9 protein-coding genes and 1 tRNA gene are annotated in these 17,754 nt (G+C 67.2%); 9 read left to right on the forward strand and 1 reads right to left on the reverse strand.

Features of this window, described 5'->3' with window-relative positions; all coding sequences use genetic code 11:
- The first annotated feature begins 92 nt into the window (after nt 1-92).
- From HZI36_RS00815 to HZI36_RS00850, 8 genes are all read left to right on the forward strand, one after another.
- Nucleotides 93-6,206, forward strand: a complete 6,114-nt coding sequence (locus HZI36_RS00815) for an alpha-2-macroglobulin family protein (protein WP_179400714.1) — start codon at nt 93-95, stop codon at nt 6,204-6,206.
- Nucleotides 6,207-6,221: 15 nt separating this feature from the next.
- Entirely contained in the window at nt 6,222-8,612 is a 2,391-nt protein-coding gene (pbpC, locus tag HZI36_RS00820; RefSeq protein WP_179401033.1) for a penicillin-binding protein 1C, read from the forward strand.
- A gap of 79 nt (nt 8,613-8,691) precedes the next feature.
- On the forward strand, nt 8,692-9,909 hold the full coding sequence (locus tag HZI36_RS00825; RefSeq protein ID WP_179400715.1) for a BaiN/RdsA family NAD(P)/FAD-dependent oxidoreductase: 1,218 nt from the start codon (nt 8,692-8,694) through the stop codon (nt 9,907-9,909).
- 73 nt (nt 9,910-9,982) lie between these two features.
- A complete protein-coding gene (gene rpsU / locus HZI36_RS00830) occupies nt 9,983-10,195 on the forward strand; it encodes a 30S ribosomal protein S21 (RefSeq protein ID WP_006479415.1) in 213 nt (70 codons plus the stop codon).
- Nucleotides 10,196-10,354: 159 nt separating this feature from the next.
- Nucleotides 10,355-10,801: a GatB/YqeY domain-containing protein gene (locus tag HZI36_RS00835; protein WP_179400716.1), complete on the forward strand. Its 447-nt coding sequence runs from the start codon at nt 10,355-10,357 to the stop codon at nt 10,799-10,801.
- 55 nt (nt 10,802-10,856) lie between these two features.
- A complete protein-coding gene (gene dnaG / locus HZI36_RS00840; RefSeq protein WP_179400717.1) occupies nt 10,857-12,731 on the forward strand; it encodes a DNA primase in 1,875 nt (624 codons plus the stop codon).
- A 108-nt stretch (nt 12,732-12,839) separates the two neighbouring features.
- A complete protein-coding gene (rpoD, locus tag HZI36_RS00845; protein WP_179400718.1) occupies nt 12,840-15,146 on the forward strand; it encodes an RNA polymerase sigma factor RpoD in 2,307 nt (768 codons plus the stop codon).
- 126 nt (nt 15,147-15,272) lie between these two features.
- Nucleotides 15,273-15,349, forward strand: a tRNA-Ile gene (locus HZI36_RS00850).
- A 35-nt stretch (nt 15,350-15,384) separates the two neighbouring features.
- Here the strand turns inward: HZI36_RS00850 and HZI36_RS00855 are convergent.
- Nucleotides 15,385-16,470 carry a serine hydrolase domain-containing protein gene (locus HZI36_RS00855; protein WP_218883527.1) on the reverse strand — a complete coding sequence of 362 codons (1,086 nt, stop codon included), beginning with the start codon at nt 16,468-16,470 and terminating at the stop codon, nt 15,385-15,387.
- A 224-nt stretch (nt 16,471-16,694) separates the two neighbouring features.
- On the opposite strand from HZI36_RS00855, the gene HZI36_RS00860 reads away from it, so the two are divergent.
- Complete coding sequence (locus HZI36_RS00860) at nt 16,695-17,573, forward strand: helix-turn-helix transcriptional regulator (RefSeq protein WP_179401034.1); 879 nt, start codon at nt 16,695-16,697, stop codon at nt 17,571-17,573.
- Nucleotides 17,574-17,754: the final 181 nt, after the last annotated feature.

Consider the following 17,754-nt stretch of genomic DNA (forward strand, 5'->3'; position numbering starts at 1 on the left):
TGTGCGTCCGGTGTGCGTCGCTAATGACGCCGCTCGCGCGTCGGTTAGAATGCGCTTCGATTCGAAAGAAAAATGTAACCCGGGGGCGGGCGATGCGAAGCGGCAACGTAAAACAGCAATACGTATGGGCGGCCGCGGCAGCCGTCGTGCTCGGCTTTTTTCTGACGGCCGCGTGGCGTGCCGACGCCGCGCGCGTCACGCACGTGTCGCCGCAGGGCAAGGTCGCGCAGGTCCGGCAGGTCGTCGTCAAGTTCGACGAGTCGATCGTCGCGTTCGGCGCCGCCGATGCGCCCGCGCCGGCGCGGATACGATGCAACGACGCGTCCGCGAGCGCCGGCCAGGCGCGCTGGATCGACGACAAGACCTGGGCCTGGGATTTTGCCGCCGATCTGCCGCCCGGTGTCGCGTGCGCGGTCGATCTGAAGGACGGGCTCAAGTCGTCGGCGGGCAACGCGCTGAGCGGGCCGCGACACTACACGTTCGAGACGGGCGGGCCGTTCGTGCGGAGCGTCGAGCCGGGCGACGGCGAGATCGAGGAATCGCAGACCTTCGTCGTCCAGCTGAACGGGCCCGCGACCGATGCGTCGGTGCGGCAGAACGTCTGGTGTGAATCGAGCAGCCTCGGCAATCGCATTCCGGTGAAGAACGCCGATGCGGCGACCCGCGACGCGCTGCTCAAGCGCTTCAGGCTGCAGAAGGATGCCGCGCGCGTGCTGACGCTCCAATGCCAGCAGGCGCTGCCGTCCGGCGCGAAGGCGCAGCTCGTGTACGGCAAGGGCGTCGCGAGCCCGAGCGGAATCGCGAACGACGTCGAACGCCGCTTCGATTTCACGGTGCGCGAACCGTTCGCCGCGAGCTTCGGCTGCGAACGCGAGAACGCGAAAGCCCCATGCACGCCGTTGCGGCCGCTGCATCTGCAGTTCAATGCGCCGATCGAGCGCGCCGACGCGGAGAAGATCCGCATCAAGGGCCCGGACGGCGAGATCAAGCCGACGTTTGCGCCGGACGACAAGGATCCGCAGACCTCCGACGTTCAATTCGCCGCGCCGCTGCCCGAACGCGCGGAGTTGACGATTACGCTGCCGTCCGGCCTGAAGGACGCGAGCGGCCGAGCGCTGACGAACGCCGATCTGTTCCCGCTGAAGACGACGACCGCGTCGCTGCCGCCGCTCGCGAAGTTTTCGTCAGGCACGTTCGGGATCGTCGAGCGCTTCGCGGAGCCGGACATGCCCGCGCTCGTGCCGGTCACGCTGCGCAACGTCGAAGCCGATCTGCACATCGCGGGGCTCAACGCGGGCAACGCGCAGTTCTCGAAGCTGCGCGTCGACGCCGATACCGATATCCGCCGCTGGATGCGCCGCGTCGACGTATTCGACGGCTTCACGATGTCGCGCAACGAGATCGACGCGCAGATGCCGAATCTGCTCGCGCGCAATCCGCATCCGGTGATCGTGCGGCGCACCGGCGAAGGGTCGAATAATTCGGATATGCAGGAGGACCGCAAGAATCCGCAGATCGACGTGCGTTCGCTGTCGCTGCTCGCCGGGCGGTCGAACGTCGAGACGCTGACGCTGCCGAAGGCCGATCCGAAGGCGCTGCGGCCATTCGAGGTGGTCGGCGTGCCGATCGCGAAGCCCGGCTTCTACGTGATCGAGCTCGCGTCGCCGGCGCTCGGCGCGTCGCTGCTCGGCAAGCACGCGCCGATGTACGTCCGCACGGCCGTGCTCGTCACGAATCTCGGCGTGCATTTCAAGCAGGGGCGCGAGAACGCCGTCGTCTGGGTGACGACGCTCGACAAAGGGCTGCCGGTGCCGAACGCCGATGTGCACGTGAGCGACTGCAACGGCGATGCGCTCGCGTCCGGCAAGACCGACGCGCACGGCGTGCTGATGATCAACCAGGCGCTCTCATCGCGCGTCGCATGCAAGGACGACAACTTCGGCGGCCTGTTCGTGTCCGCGCGCGTCGACGATCCGAAGACCGGCCACGACATGGCGTTCGTGCGCTCCGACTGGAATCGCGGGATCGAAGCGTGGCGCTTCAACGTGCCGACCGACACGAGCGTCGACCGGACCGTGCGCGCGCATACCGTGTTCGACCGCACGCTGCTGCGCGCCGGCGAGACGGTGTCGATGAAGCACATGATCCGCGTCGAGACGATGCACGGGCTCGGGTTTCCGAAAACGTATCCGTCGCGCGTGACGATCCGTCATCTCGGCAGCGGCCAGACCTGGCATCTGCCGCTCAAATGGGCGGCCGATCACACCGCGGATTCGACGTTCGCGATTCCCGCCGCCGCGAAGCTCGGCGAATACAGCGTGTCGCTCGACGACGGCGACGCGGATGCATCGTCGTCCTCGTCCTCGTCCGACGACAGTGGCGACGATGGAGACGGAAGCGCGCCGCGCAACAGCGTCGAATCCGGTTCGTTCCGTGTCGAGGAATTCCGGCTGCCAGTGTTCAAGGGCACGATCGCGGTGCGCGACGAGAACGCGCATCCGCTTGTTGCCGCGAAGGAAGCGCCGCTCGCGTTGCAGATCGACTACATGTCCGGCGGCGGCGCGTCGGGCCTGCCGGTGCAGGTGTCGGCGCTGACGAAGCGCGCGTCGCCGGCGTTCGCCGACACGTATCCGGATTTCAGTTTCATCCCGTACACGAAGCGCAGCGACGACAACGCGTCGTCCGGCGGCGATGGCGACGACGGCGACGCGCAAGATCAGCAGGCCGGCAGCGAAGACGGCGACGACGGCTCGAAGCTGATCGCCGACAAGGAATCCGTCACGCTCGACCGCAACGGCGCGGGCGGCTTCACGCTGAAAAATCTGCCGCGCGTCGATGCGCCGAAACGTCTCGCGCTCGAAGCGACGTTCGCCGATCCGAACGGCGAGATTCAGACGATCAGCGGCGGCGCGATGCTGTGGCCGGCCGCGGTCGTCGCGGGCGTGAAGTCGGGGCAGTGGGTGTCCGTCGGCAGCACGGTGCCGGTGAAGGCGCTCGCGGTCGATCTGCAGGGCAAGCCGCGCGCGGGCGTGCCGCTCGACGTGCGCGGTGTCGCGCGGATCACGACGACGTCGCGCAAGCGGATGGTCGGCGGCTTCTACGCGTACGACAACCACACCGAAACGAAGGATCTCGGCACGCTGTGCAGCGGCAAGAGCGACGAGCACGGGCTGATGACCTGCGACGCGAAGCTGAAGGAAGCGGGCAACGTCGATCTCGTCGTGACCGCGAAGGATGGCGAAGGCAACGCGTCGACCGCGACGACGTCGATCTGGGTCACGCGCGAGGAGGATCTGTGGTTCGGCGGCGAGAACACCGACCGCATCGACGTGCTGCCCGAGAAGACCGCGTACGAGCCCGGCGAGACCGCGCGCTTCCAGGTGCGGATGCCGTTCCGCTTCGCGACGGCGCTCGTCGCGGTCGAGCGCGAAGGGATCATCGAGACGCACGTCGTGAAGCTGGACGGCAAGGATCCGACCGTCGAGCTGAAGGTGAGCGATGCGTGGGGGCCGAATGTCTACGTGTCGGTGCTCGCGCTGCGCGGACGCATCCGGGAGGTGCCGTGGTATTCGTTCTTCACGTGGGGCTGGAAGGCGCCGCTCGAATGGGCGCGCGCGTTCTGGTACGAAGGCCGGCAGTACGAAGCGCCGACGACGCTCGTCGATCTGTCGAAGCCGGCGTTCCGCTACGGGCTCGCGGAGATCAAGGTCGGCACGGCCGCGCACCGGCTCGCGGTGACCGTCGCGCCGGACGCGAAGTCGTACACGGTGCGGGGCAAGGCTCACGTGAAGCTGCACGTGCGGATGCCGGGCGGCAAGCCCGCGCCGGCGGGCACGCAGATCGCGGTCGCGGCGGTCGACGAGGCGCTGCTCGAACTGATGCCGAACGATAGCTGGGACCTGCTCGGCGCGATGCTGCAGCGGCGCGCGTACGGCGTCGAAACCGCGACCGCGCAGATGGAGATCGTCGGGCGGCGCCACTTCGGGCGCAAGGCGGTGCCGGCGGGCGGCGGCGGTGGGCGCGGCGCGACGCGCGAGCTGTTCGACACGTTGCTGCTGTGGAATCCGCGCGTGACGCTCGATGCGAACGGCGACGCGACCGTCGACGTGCCGCTGAACGATTCGCTGACACGCTTCCGGATCGTCGCGATCGCGGCGATCGGCGACGCGATGTTCGGCACCGGCAGCGCGTCGATCCGCAGCACGCAGGATCTGCAGCTCGTGTCCGGCCTGCCGCCGCTCGTGCGCGAAGGCGACCGATTCCGCGCGCAGTTCACGGTGCGCAATACGACGACGCGTGCGATGAAAGTCGTCGTCACGCCGAGCGTGCCCGGCTTGCCGCTGCCGCCGCAGACGGTCGACGTCGGCCCGGATTCCGCGCGCGAAGTCGCGTGGGACGTGATGCCGCCCGACGGCATCGCCGACGCGCCGGCGGCCGCGCTGACGTGGCAGATCGGCGCGGCGGAACAGGGCGGCGCGCACGCGTCGGATGCGCTGAAGGTCGCGCAGCGCGTGACGGCCGCGATTCCGGTCACCGTGCAGCAGGCGACGCTCACGCAGGTCGACGGCACGTTCTCGCTGCCCGTCGCCGCGCCGGCCGACGCGAGCGCGACGCAGGCGGGCGCGTTGCGCGGCGGGATCGCGGTGTCGATGCAGTCGACGCTGTCCGACGGATTGCCCGGCGTGCGCCGCTGGTTCGAGCGCTATCCGTATGGCTGCCTCGAACAGCTGACGTCCCGCGCGCTCGGCCTGCGCGACGCCGCGCAATGGCAGGCGGTCGTCGCGCGGATGCCGGTCTATCTGGATCGCGACGGCCTCGCGAACTACTTCCCGCCGAGCGAAGGCAGCGGCAACACGGGCAGCACGACGCTCTCCGCGTATCTGCTGTCGGTGACCGACGAGGCGGCGAAGCTCGATCCGCGCTTCGCGTTGCCCGACGAACTACGCGCGCAACTCGAAGGCGGCCTCGTGAACTTCGTCGAAGGGCGGCTCGAGCGCAACGTCTGGGCGCCGCGCAAGGATCTCGATCTGCGCAAGCTGGCCGCGCTCGAAGCGCTGTCGCGTCACGGCGCGGCGCGGGCGAGCATGCTCGGGTCGATCGAAATCGCGCCGAACCAGTGGCCGACGTCGGCGGTGCTCGATTACTACGCGATCCTGTCGCGCGTGAAGGACGTGCCGCAGCGCGACCAGAAGCTCGCGCAGGCCGAGCAGATCATCCGTTCGCGCCTCACGTATCAGGGCACGCGGCTGACGTTCTCGACGGCCGACGGCGACGATCTCTGGTGGCTGATGACGGACACCGAGACGAACGCGGCGCGCACCGCGCTGACCTTCGTCGATCTGCCGGGCTGGAAGGACGAGATGCCGCGGCTGGTCGCGGGCCTGCTCGCGCTGCAGAAGAACGGCGCGTGGCAGACGACGACGGCGAACCTGTGGGGCTCGCTCGCGGTCCGGCGTTTCTCGCAGGCATTCGAGAGCGTGCCGGTCGCCGGGCAGACGAGGATGCAACTCGGCACGGAGGTGAAATCGATCGGATGGGGGGCGGTCGCCTCGGCAGCGGCGAACGCCGCATCGGCGACGGCTGTGAAGGGTGTGACCAGCGCGACCGCTGCGACGACGACCGCGGACACGCGCAGCGTGCTGCTGCCGTGGCCGCCGGAAGCACGCCGCTCGCCGGTGCCGCTGACGCTCACGCACGAAGGTGCCGGCAAGCCGTGGGCGACGATCGAGAGTCTCGCGGCCGTCGCGCTGAAGGCGCCGTTCGCGGCGGGCTACCGGATCACGAAGACGCTCACGCCTGTCGATCCCGCCGTGAAGGGCGTGAACACGCGCGGCGACATCGTGCGCGTGCACCTCGATATCGATGCGCAGTCCGACATGACGTGGGTCGTCGTCAACGATCCGGTGCCGGCGGGCGCGACGATTCTCGGCTCGGGCCTCGGCCGCGATTCGGAAGCCGCGACCGAAGGCGAGAAGTCGCAGCGCGGCGCGTGGCCTGCGTTCGTCGAGCGCGGCTTCGACGGCTATCGCGCGTACTACGACTATCTGCCGAAGGGCAAATTCTCGATCGAGTACACGGTGCGATTGAACAACGTCGGCACGTTCGGCCTGCCGCCGACCCGCGTCGAGGCGCTCTATGCGCCGTCGTCGTTCGGTGTGCTGCCGAATGCGCCGGTCGTCGTGCGGCCGGCGGCGGGCGCGAAGTAAGCGGAGCGCGCGATGATGCCGATCGGCACACGGGAAGCCGCACGCGATCGTTCGACGCCGGGCGGATGGGCCGTGCTCGCGCGCGTCGCGCTCTGCGCGTGGCTGGTGGCGGCGCCGCTTGCCGCGCGCGCGCTGCCGTCGTTCGACGACGTGCGCTCGCAGTGGCACAGCTCCGACTGGCTGCTGCTCGCGCGCGACGGCACGCCGCTGCAGCGCACGCGCATCGACAAGACCGAGCGGCGCGGCGACTGGGTGGCGCTCGCCGACGTGTCGCCGGCGCTGCGCGAGGCGATCGTCGTGTCGGAGGACAAGCGCTTCTACGAGCATAGCGGCGTCGACTGGCGCGGCGCGGCCGCCGCCGCGTGGGCGAATCTGTGGAATACGCGTACGCGTGGCGCGTCGACGGTCACGATGCAACTGACCGGGCTGCTCGACGATGATACGAAGCATGCGGGCCGGCGCTCGCTCACGCAGAAAGCCGGCCAGGCCGTGAGCGCGCTGTGGCTCGAGCGCGCGTGGCGCAAGGACCAGATTCTCGAGGCGTACCTGAACCTCGTGCCGTTTCGCGGCGAAGCGGTCGGGCTGTCCGCGCTGTCGATCACGCTGTTCGGCAAGCTGCCGTCCGGCCTCGACGAGCGCGAGGCAGCGGTCGCCGCCGCGCTGATCCGCTCGCCCAACGCGCCGTACGCGAAAGTGAGCGCGCGTGCGTGCCGGATTCTGCGTGACATGAACGCGCCCGCGCTGTGCGAGAACCTCCCGGCCTTCGTGCAACTGGCGTTCGCGCGTCCGGCGCCGGCGATGCTGTCGGTGTCGCCGGACGCGGAATCGCTCGCGCCGCATTTCGCGCGCCGCGTCGCCGCCGAAGCGAACCCGATGGCCGGCGCGCGGATCACGACGACGCTCGACGCGCCGCTCCAGCGTTTCGCGACCGATACGCTGACGCGCACGCTCGTCGAGCTCAATGCTCGCGCGCATCCGCGCAACGTGCACGACGGCGCGGTCGTCGTGCTCGACAACGCGACGGGCGACGTGCTCGCGTGGGTCGGCTCGTCCGGCCGGCTATCGGGCGCGGGCGATGTCGACGCGGTGCTCGCGGGCCGTCAGGCCGGCTCGACGCTGAAGCCGTTCCTGTATGCGCAGGCGATCGACGAGCGGCGCCTGACGACGGCGTCGCTGCTCGACGACGCGCCGCTCGATCTCGCGGCGGGCGGCGGGCTCTACATTCCGCAGAACTACGACAAGGACTTCAAGGGCTGGGTCAGCGTGCGCACGGCGCTCGGCTCGTCGCTGAACGTGCCGGCCGTGCGCACGCTCGTGATGGTCACGCCGCACCGCTTCGCGAACACGCTGACCGCGCTCGGCCTGCCGCTGACGCAAAGCGGCGACTACTACGGCTATTCGCTCGCGCTCGGCAGCGCGGACGTGACGCTGCTGTCGCTCGCGAATGCGTATCGCGCGCTCGCGAACGGCGGCGTCGCCGCGCCGACGCGCGATCTGCCGCGTCCGCCGGCGGTGGACATGGCGAACGTGGTGAACGCGGCGCACGCGGCGCACGCGGCGCGCGTCGCGGGAGCGCCGCTGCCCGCGCCGCGCCGCGTGTTCAGCGCGGATGCGAGCTACATCGTCACGACCGTGCTGTCGGACAACAACGCGCGCACGCGCACGTTCGGCTTCGACAGCCCGCTCGCGACGCGGGTTTTCTCGGCCGTGAAGACCGGCACGAGCAAGGACATGCGCGACAACTGGACGGTCGGCTTCACGTCGCGTTATACGGTTGGCGTGTGGGTCGGCAACGCGGACGGGCAGCCGATGTGGGACGTGTCCGGCGTGACGGGCGCGGCGCCGGTCTGGGCCGCGATCGTCGGCTATCTGCACCGGCGTGTGCCGAGCGTCGCGCCGCGCGCGCCGGCGGGTGTCGTGCGCACGCGCGTCACGTTCGCGCGCAACGTCGAGCCGGCGCGCGACGAGTGGTTCCTGAGCGGCACGCAGATGTCCGTGGTCGGCCTGGCGGCGGATGCGGGCGAGCCAGGCGCTGCGCGGGTATCGCGGGCCGCCGACACGTCGAGCGCATCGAGCGGCCCGCCGCGCATCGGCTCGCCTGCCGACGGCACGCTGTTCGCGCTCGACCCGGACATTCCGGCCGGCCGCCAGCGGGTCGTGTTCGAACGCGCGGGCGGCGCGTCCGCGCGCGTCGCGTGGCGGCTCGACGGCAAGCCGCTCGGTCGCGCCGCGCGCGTGCCGTGGCTGCCGTGGCCGGGACGTCACGTGCTCGAGCTCGTCGATGCGCACGGATCGGTTGCCGATTCGGTGCGCTTCGAAGTGCGGGGCGCGATGGCGCGCACGCCGGCGGCGAACGCGAAGCAGCCGGCGGTGGCGGCGCAACGCGGCGCTGGAACTCAGAGGTAGGGGCGGCCGGTGGTAGAGGCGCGTCCGCCGACGGATACGTTCGAGCGCCGGGCATCCGCCGGCCGATATAATCCGCGCGATGGACAACTTCGATATTGCCGTGATCGGCGCGGGCGCGGCCGGCATGATGAGTGCCGCGGTCGCCGGGCAGCTCGGCCAGCGCGTGGTGCTGATCGATCATGCGCCGCGCCTCGCGGAAAAGATCAGGATCTCGGGCGGCGGCCGCTGCAACTTCACGAACCTGTATGCCGGGCCGGACAACTATCTGTCCGCGAATCCGCATTTCTGCCGGTCCGCGCTCGCGCGCTACACGCCGCGTGATTTCATGACGCTGCTGAAACGCCATCGCGTGACCTGGCACGAGAAGCACAAGGGACAGCTGTTCTGCGACCACGGCAGCGACGCTGTGATCGACGTGCTGAAGCACGAATGCGACGCGGGCGGCGTCGCGTGGCGGCGGCCGGTCGCCGTCGACGCGGTCGGTCACACGCCGGAGCAGGGCTTCACGCTCGACACGCAGGCGGGCCGGATCGCCGCGCGCGCGCTGATCGTCGCGACGGGCGGGCTGTCGATTCCGAAGATCGGCGCGACCGACTTCGGCTACCGGCTCGCGAAGCAGTTCGGTCACAAGCTCGTCGACACGCGTCCGGCGCTCGTGCCGCTGACGTTCGCCGCGCAGGACTGGGCGCCGTTCGCGGCGCTGTCCGGCGTATCGCTCGAAGTGCGCGTATCGACCGGCGACAGGAAGCGCGGCGGCGCGTTCGTCGAGGATCTGCTGCTCACGCATCGCGGGCTGTCGGGGCCGGGGATCCTGCAGATCTCGAGCTACTGGCAGCCGGGCGAGCCGATCCGGGTCGACCTGCTGCCGCAGCGCGACGGCGTGGCGGAGCTGCTCGACGCGAAGCGCAGCTCGAAGCGGCAGATCGGCTCGCTGCTCGCGGACTGGGTGCCGTCGCGGCTCGCGCACGCGTGGCTCGACACGCACCGCGTGGCCGCCGACGCGCGGCTCGCCGACCTGCCGGACAAGGCGCTGCGCCAGATCGGCGACGCGCTCGGCGGCTGGACGCTGACACCTTCCGGCACCGAGGGCTACCGGAAGGCCGAGGTGACGAAGGGCGGTGTCGATACGCGGGAGCTGTCGTCGGCGACGATGATGAGCGCGCGCGTGCCGGGCCTGTTCTTCGTCGGCGAGGCGGTCGACGTGACCGGCTGGCTCGGCGGCTACAACTTCCAGTGGGCGTGGGCGTCCGGCGTCGCGGCGGGCAGCGCGGCCGCCGAGCACGTTCGCGGCGCTTGACGCGATAGTGTGTCTGTGCAGTGGCTCTGCTATACTGCCGCTCTTTCTCTCTCAATTTTTTACGTGACGGGTCATGACGATCATCCGCGTTAAAGAAAACGAGCCTTTCGAAGTTGCAATGCGCCGCTTCAAGCGCACGATCGAGAAAAACGGCCTGCTGACCGAGCTGCGTGCGCGCGAGTTCTACGAGAAGCCGACCGCCGAGCGCAAGCGCAAGAAGGCCGCGGCGGTGAAGCGTCACTACAAGCGCATCCGCAGCCAGACGCTGCCGAAGAAGCTTTACTGAACGAATGTTTCGCGCCGCGCGGTTCGCCGGGCGGCGCACCGGCGGTTCCCATGCGAATTGCCGATGCCGGAATCGAGCCACCCGCTTGAGACAATGTCCCAAGCGGGTTTTTGTGTTGACGCCCTGTCGGGCGTCGAGTTTCCATCACTCGGGTGAAAGATGAGTTTGAAAGAGCAGATCAGCGAAGACATGAAGGCCGCGATGCGCGCGAAGGAAACCGAGCGCCTCGCGACGATTCGCCTGCTGATGGCTGCGATCAAGCAGCGTGAAGTCGACGAGCGGATCACGCTCGACGACGCCGCCATCACGGCCGTGATCGACAAGATGATCAAGCAGCGCAAGGATTCGATCAGCCAGTTCCAGGCCGCCGGCCGCGACGATCTGGTCGCGAAGGAGCAGGCCGAGCTGACGGTGCTGGGCGGCTACATGCCCGCGCAACTGTCGGACGCGGAAGTGGCGGCCGAAGTGCAGGCCGCCGTCGCCGCGACCGGCGCGGCCGGCCCGCAGGACATGGGCAAGGTGATGGGCGTGCTGAAGGGCAAGCTCGCCGGCCGTGCCGACATGACGGCCGTTTCCGCGCTGGTCAAGGCCGCGCTGTCCAAGTAATCGCTCGCGCCCGGCGTATGCCGGGCCGCCGCGCCGTTCTCCGGTCGATCCCACGGTGATTCCGCATTCGTTCCTGCAGGACTTGCTGAACCGCGTCGATATCGTCGACGTGGTGGGTCGGTTCGTGCAGCTGAAGAAGGGCGGCGCGAACTTCATGGGGCTCTGCCCGTTCCACAACGAGAAGAGCCCGTCGTTTACCGTCAGCCCGACCAAGCAGTTCTATCACTGCTTCGGCTGCGGCGCGCACGGCACCGCGATCGGCTTCCTGATGGAGCACGCGGGGCTGACGTTCCCCGACGCGGTTCAGGAGCTCGCGCAGTCGGTCGGGCTGACCGTGCCGCACGATCCGTCGCCCGTGCGTGGCGGGGGCGGCGGCAGCGACGGCTACGGACCGCCCGCCGTGTCGAAGTCGGTCGCAACCGCGCTGTCCGACGTGATGCAGGCCGCGTGCGACCACTACCGCAAGCAGCTGCGCGGCGCGCCGACCGCGATCCAGTATCTGAAGAAGCGGGGCCTGACCGGCGAGATCGCCGCGCGCTTCGGGCTCGGCTATGCGCCGGACGGCTGGCAGAACCTCGAGTCGGCGTTTCCGGACTACCGCGACGACGCGCTCGTCGAATCGGGGCTCGTGATCGTCAGCGAGAAGACCGACGCGCAAGGCGTCGCGCGCCGGTACGACCGGTTCCGCGAGCGGATCATGTTCCCGATCCGCAACGTGAAGGGGCAGGTGATCGGCTTCGGCGGCCGCGTGCTCGGCAGCGGCGAGCCGAAGTACTTGAATTCGCCGGAAACGCCGCTATTCAACAAGGGTAGCGAGCTGTACGGGCTGTTCGAGGCGCGGCTCGCGATTCGGGAGCAAAAGTACGTGCTCGTCGTCGAGGGCTACATGGACGTCGTCGCGCTCGCGCAGCTCGGTTTTCCGAACGCGGTGGCGACGCTCGGCACCGCGTGCACGCCGATCCACGTGCAGAAGCTGCTGCGCCAGACCGACACGGTGATCTTCAGCTTCGACGGCGATGCGGCCGGCCGCCGGGCGGCGCGCCGCGCGCTCGACGCGTGCCTGCCGCATGCGGCGGACAACCGGACGATCCGGTTCCTTTTCCTGCCGGCCGAGCACGATCCGGACAGCTACGTGCGCGAATTCGGGGCTGAAGCGTTTTCGGAGCAGGTCGAGCGGGCGATGCCGCTGTCACAGTTCCTGCTGAACGAGGCGATCGCGGGCAAGGCGCTCGATCAGCCGGAAGGGCGCGCGAAGGCGCTGTTCGACGCGAAGCCGATGCTGCAGGCGCTGCCCGCGAACGCGCTGCGCGCGCAGATCATGCACATGATCGCGGACCGGCTCGACGTGCCGTTCGACGAGGTCGCGGCATTGTCCGACGTCGATACGCGTCTCGCCGCGCCGGTGCGTCAGGCACCCGCGCGCAGCGAGCGGCGCCGCGTGACCGACACCGAGAAGCGCGCGCTGCGCAATCTCGTGATGCATCCGCGGATCGCGTCGCAGCTCGACGACGAGCAGCTCGCGACGCTGCGTGCGTTGCCGCGCAGCGGCGAGCTGTTCATGGAAATCGTCGATCACGCGCGTGCGCTGGGCGACGGCGCGGAGTTCCGTTTGCTTTCCGATATGTTGAAGATGTCGGCGAATGCGGCGACCTATGAGGAAATCACCCGCGAAATTCTGGACTATGATGAAAACGTCCGAGATCTGACGTTGCAGCATCCGGACGACGACGCGCAGTCCGAACGGCAGCGCGAGCAGGAACGGATCGCGGGCGAGGAGCTTCAGGCGGCCGTGCTCAAGATGCGTTACGACGCGTGTTCAGACCGGCTCGACCGGCTCACGCGCCAGTCCACGCATACGCCCGAGGAGTTGGTTGAACTGACTGAATTGAATCGGCTGCGAACCGAGATGAAGCGTCGGCTCGGGCTGTGAGGTGCGCTGGGGCGCCGTGAGAGGGGTTGACCCCGCGTGCTATAATATAGGGTTTCCAGCGGTCTGTTTTCCGGGCAGAGGCGAGTATCTGCAATGACAAAGGCGGCGATGACAAAGACGACGGGCGGAAAGAAAGCAACGGCCAAGGGCTCGATGGAGCCGACCACGAAGGTCACGGCGGTCGGGTCTGCTTCTTCCGCCGGGAACGCGTCTTCGGTCACGGCGGCTGCAGGAAGAATAACCGCGGCGAAAAGCGCAACGGAAGCGGCTGCCGCGGCGGACGAAACGGCAGTACGTACTACTCAAGCACCCACGGTTCAACCGGCTGTCGTCCAGCAGCCGCGAGTCGAATTAGCCGGTACGGCGAACTCCATGACGAAAAAGCTGAACGAAGTATCCGTCGATGACGACGCAAATCAGAGCGACGAGCAACCCGCTGCCGCTGCTGGCAAGTCCAAGGTGCGCGATCGCCGCGCCAAGGAAAAGGCGCTGCTGAAAGAGGCGTTCGCGTCGAGCCAGCCCGGCACGGCGGAGGAGCTCGAAGAGCGCCGCGTGAAGCTGCGCGCGCTGATCAAGCTCGGCAAGGAGCGCGGCTTCCTCACGTACGCCGAGATCAACGATCACCTGCCGGACAACTTCACCGAGACCGAAGCGCTCGAAGGCATCATCGGCACGTTCAACGATATGGGCGTGGCGGTGTACGAGCAGGCGCCGGACGCGGAGACGCTGCTGCTGAACGACAACGCGCCGGCGGCCTCGTCGGACGACGAAGTCGAAGAGGAAGCGGAAGTCGCGCTGTCGACGGTCGATTCGGAGTTCGGCCGCACGACCGACCCGGTGCGGATGTACATGCGCGAGATGGGCACGGTCGAGCTGCTCACGCGTGAAGGCGAAATCGAGATCGCGAAGCGGATCGAGGATGGCCTGCGCCACATGGTGATGGCGATTTCCGCGTGCCCGACGACGATCGCCGATATCCTCGCGATGGCCGAGCGCGTCGCGAACGAAGAGAGCCGGGTCGACGAGCTCGTCGACGGCCTGCTCGATCCGAATGCTTCGGATACCGATACGGACGGCTTCTCCGCGAAGGAAGCGGAGGCGATCGAGAACGAGGACGAAGAGGCGGACGAAGAGGAAGCCGAGGAAGAGGAAGAGGACGACGGCGGCGCCGCGCAGGCCTCCGCCAACGCCGCGCAGCTCGAGGCGCTCAAGCGCGCGTCGCTCGAGAAGTTCGCGATGATCAGCGAATGGTTCGACAAGATGCGCCGCGCGTTCGAGAAGGAAGGCTACAAGTCGAAGTCCTACCTGAAGGCGCAGGAAACGATCCAGAACGAGCTGATGACGATCCGCTTCACCGCGCGTACCGTCGAGCGTCTGTGCGACACGTTGCGTGCGCAAGTGGATGAAGTGCGTCAGGTCGAGCGCCAGATTCTGCACATCGTCGTCGACAAGTGCGGGATGCCGCGTTCGGAGTTCATCGCGCGCTTCCCGAGCAACGAGACCGATCTCGACTGGGCCGAGAAGATCGCCGCCGAAGGGCATGCGTACAGCGCGATCCTGTCGCGCAACATTCCGGCGATTCGCGAGCAGCAGCAGCGTCTGCTGGATCTGCAGGCGCGCGTCGTGCTGCCGCTGAAGGACCTGAAGGAAACCAACCGTCAGATGGCGGCCGGCGAACTGAAGGCGCGCCAGGCGAAGCGCGAGATGACCGAGGCGAACCTGCGTCTCGTGATCTCGATCGCGAAGAAGTACACGAACCGTGGCCTGCAGTTCCTCGATCTGATCCAGGAAGGCAACATCGGCCTGATGAAGGCGGTCGACAAGTTCGAATATCGTCGCGGCTACAAGTTCTCGACGTATGCGACGTGGTGGATCCGCCAGGCAATCACGCGTTCGATCGCGGATCAGGCGCGCACGATCCGGATTCCGGTTCACATGATCGAGACGATCAACAAGATGAACCGCATCTCGCGGCAGATCCTGCAGGAAACCGGTCTCGAGCCGGATCCGGCGACGCTTGCCGAGAAGATGGAGATGCCGGAAGACAAGATCCGCAAGATCATGAAGATCGCGAAGGAGCCGATCTCGATGGAAACGCCGATCGGTGACGACGACGATTCCCATCTCGGCGACTTCATCGAGGACAACAACACGGTCGCGCCGGCCGACGCCGCGCTGCACGCGAGCATGCGCGACGTCGTGAAGGACGTGCTCGATTCGCTGACGCCGCGCGAGGCGAAGGTGCTGCGGATGCGCTTCGGCATCGAGATGAGCACCGATCACACGCTCGAGGAAGTCGGCAAGCAGTTCGACGTCACGCGTGAGCGGATCCGTCAGATCGAGGCGAAGGCGCTGCGCAAGCTGCGTCACCCGAGCCGCTCCGACAAGCTGAAGTCGTTCCTCGAAGGGAACTGATCTCGGCGGTTTTCTCTTTGAACGCCACCGGTGTCGCAACGATGCCGGTGGCGTTTCTCCCCGCAGTTGCTACAATGCCGGCCCGGCGTTCCGTTCGGGCCGCCGGACGTAGCGCACTCCGTTTCAGGGCCTGTAGCTCAGTTGGTTAGAGCAGTCGACTCATAATCGATTGGTCGCCGGTTCAAGTCCGGCCGGGCCCACCAATTCCTTCTTCCCTCTAGTACGCAAAGCTCTGTGATCATTTAGGCAGCGCGTCACGAATGGCCTTGACCGCGGCGATCGCCGTGCGCGTTCGAACGTCGCTGACGAACTCCGGCCAGCTGGACAGAAGCACCGCCGCGAAATCCGCCTGCGGATCGATATAGATCATCTGGCCGAAAACCCCGCGCGCCATATAGGCCCGGCGTTCGTCGTACTCGACCCAGAACTGGCTCCGGTATGCGCCCAGCGGCAGATCCCGGCGGTCGATCTCCCCGAACAACTCGGGCCGGCCACCCGAGCGGATGTCGTCAAGCCATTCGGCGGGCACGATGCGACGTCCGTTGAGTTCACCACGCCTCAGGTGTAACAGCGCGAAGCGGCCGTAATCGCGCAGCGAGGCGTTGAATCCGCCGTCCGCCAGCGCGTATCCGGTTGAGTCGACGGTGAAGTAGGCGTCTTCTTCGGCACCCATCGGTGCCCACAATTCGCGGCTGACCAGTTCGGCCAAAGGCGTGCCGCTGGCGCGTTGAAGGGCGAACGCAAGAACATCGGTCTCGATCGACCGGTAGCGAAAGGAGGCGCCGTGCTCACACTCCGCTTTCGTCAGGCCGAGCACAAGATCCCAGACATTTGCCGGCCACGCCGGATCCAGGCGATCCTTCCATCCGCTGGCCGCGTCCAGCATGGCCATATGCGAATCAAGGGCCGTGTAGTTTTCGTCGAACGTGACCCCGCTCGTCATATCCAGGACGTGTCGAATCGTTGCGCCTCGATATGCGGTTTGTTCCAGCTCCGGCAGGTACGCCGTGAGCAGGCTGGCTGGATCGATTTCCCCACGTCCGATCAGGATCCCGGCAAGCGTGCCGGTAATCGATTTTGCCATCGACTGCGAAAGATGCGGAGTATGTGCGGTCATTCCGTTGAAATAGCGCTCCGCGACGATCTTGCCGCGATGGAGGATCAATGCCCCATCGGTGTAGTTCTCCTCGAAGAATGCCGCGATGGAACTGCGGTTTCCGTCGCTTTCGAAGTGGATATCGTCGATCTCTCGCAGCGCGGACGGTAATGGGCTGGCCGGGCCCGTTCCACGCCAGACCCGAGTGGTCGGGACGAATTCGCGCACACGCTGAAAACTCCATCGATTCCATGGTGTACGGTCCCACTCGTGGCGGGGGATTTGGGGCGCACCTTGCGCTCCGGAATGTCGGATTGCCGTCATGCTGTTTTCTCCGTTCGAATCGGGGCAACGGCCGGCCGAGGCGGGGTGGCCGTGGATTGATTCGCGGATTATCTTGGTATTATTTTTTTCCGGTAACTCCCCAGGTGGGTTACCTCAATGGAGACGGCATGAACCTCGAATGGCAGGATCTCGCCTTTCATCGCGAGATCGCCACCGTGATCGATGCGCTGGACGGGCCGCATTTCTGGCCGAGACTCGTTCGCGTTCTCGAACGTCACGTCGCGGTGGACGCGTGGGTCGCGCTGCGGTTCGCGCGCAATGGGGCGCCGCACGTGTGCGCGGAGCAGGCATTACCCGACGGTCAAGTGGACCTGCTGTTCCAGGAATATGTGTCGACGTTCTATCAGCTCGACCCGTTCTACCTGGACGCGTTCGAGCGCCGCGAGTCGGGCTTTCATGCGCTTGCCGACGTCGCCCCCGACAATTTCACGGCAACCGAATACTATCAACGCTATTTCCAGCGCAACATCATCGGCGACGAGGTCCATTTCAACGTGGCCGTCGATTCGGATCACGTCATAGGCTTCTCGCTCAGCAAGCGGCAGCGTTACGACGCGCGCGAAATGTCTCTGCTGACCCTGGTTGCTCCGTGGGTGATCGCGCTGATGCAGCAGCGCCTGCGTTTCGAGGATGTCGGTCGGCCGGCGCCCAGCATGCCGGCCGCCGACATACGCTCGCCCGATCTTCGCGAACGCCTGGTCATGTTTTCCGAGCGCGTTGGCCACGGCGCGCTGACGGCGCGGGAAATCGACGTGACGATGCTGTCACTCAGTGGGCATTCGTCGCGCGCGATCGCGGACAGGCTGGCCATTTCATTCGAAACCGTCCGCACGTACAAGAAACACATCTACGCGAAGCTCGGCGTCGGCTCGCAATCCAGCCTGTTCTCGATGTTCTACGAGTGGTGCGGCACGGACGAAGCGGCGACAGCCGCGGTCGAGCGAACACGTCGTCTCGGCCGCAGCGCGACACCCTCCGGCAAATAGTCGTTCATTCGCTTGCGCATATCTGGCACGACCGTGGCGGTCGGCATCGTGACGCTTCCGCGAAGGGCAATGTGAACCCCACCGGGCCGTGATTTCAAATTGCTATCGCTGGCTCGGCTGCAATAGCGATCTTCATGTCGCGCCTGTATGTATATACAGTGTAGTATTCGTCGAAATTGAG

This window comes from Burkholderia guangdongensis (assembly GCF_013403875.1).
Taxonomy (GTDB): Bacteria; Pseudomonadota; Gammaproteobacteria; order Burkholderiales; family Burkholderiaceae; genus Burkholderia; species Burkholderia guangdongensis.

Bases quoted from the DNA above. Each gene is read 5' to 3' on its own strand.
- rpsU (WP_006479415.1), top strand. From the start codon at position 9,983: ATGACGATCATCCGCGTTAAAGAAAACGAGCCTTTCGAAGTTGCAATG.
- pbpC (WP_179401033.1), top strand. From the start codon at position 6,222: ATGCCGATCGGCACACGGGAAGCCGCACGCGATCGTTCGACGCCGGGC.
- HZI36_RS00835 (WP_179400716.1), top strand. From the start codon at position 10,355: ATGAGTTTGAAAGAGCAGATCAGCGAAGACATGAAGGCCGCGATGCGC.
- HZI36_RS00815 (WP_179400714.1), top strand. From the start codon at position 93: ATGCGAAGCGGCAACGTAAAACAGCAATACGTATGGGCGGCCGCGGCA.
- HZI36_RS00860 (WP_179401034.1), top strand. From the start codon at position 16,695: ATGAACCTCGAATGGCAGGATCTCGCCTTTCATCGCGAGATCGCCACC.
- HZI36_RS00825 (WP_179400715.1), top strand. From the start codon at position 8,692: ATGGACAACTTCGATATTGCCGTGATCGGCGCGGGCGCGGCCGGCATG.
- rpoD (WP_179400718.1), top strand. From the start codon at position 12,840: ATGACAAAGACGACGGGCGGAAAGAAAGCAACGGCCAAGGGCTCGATG.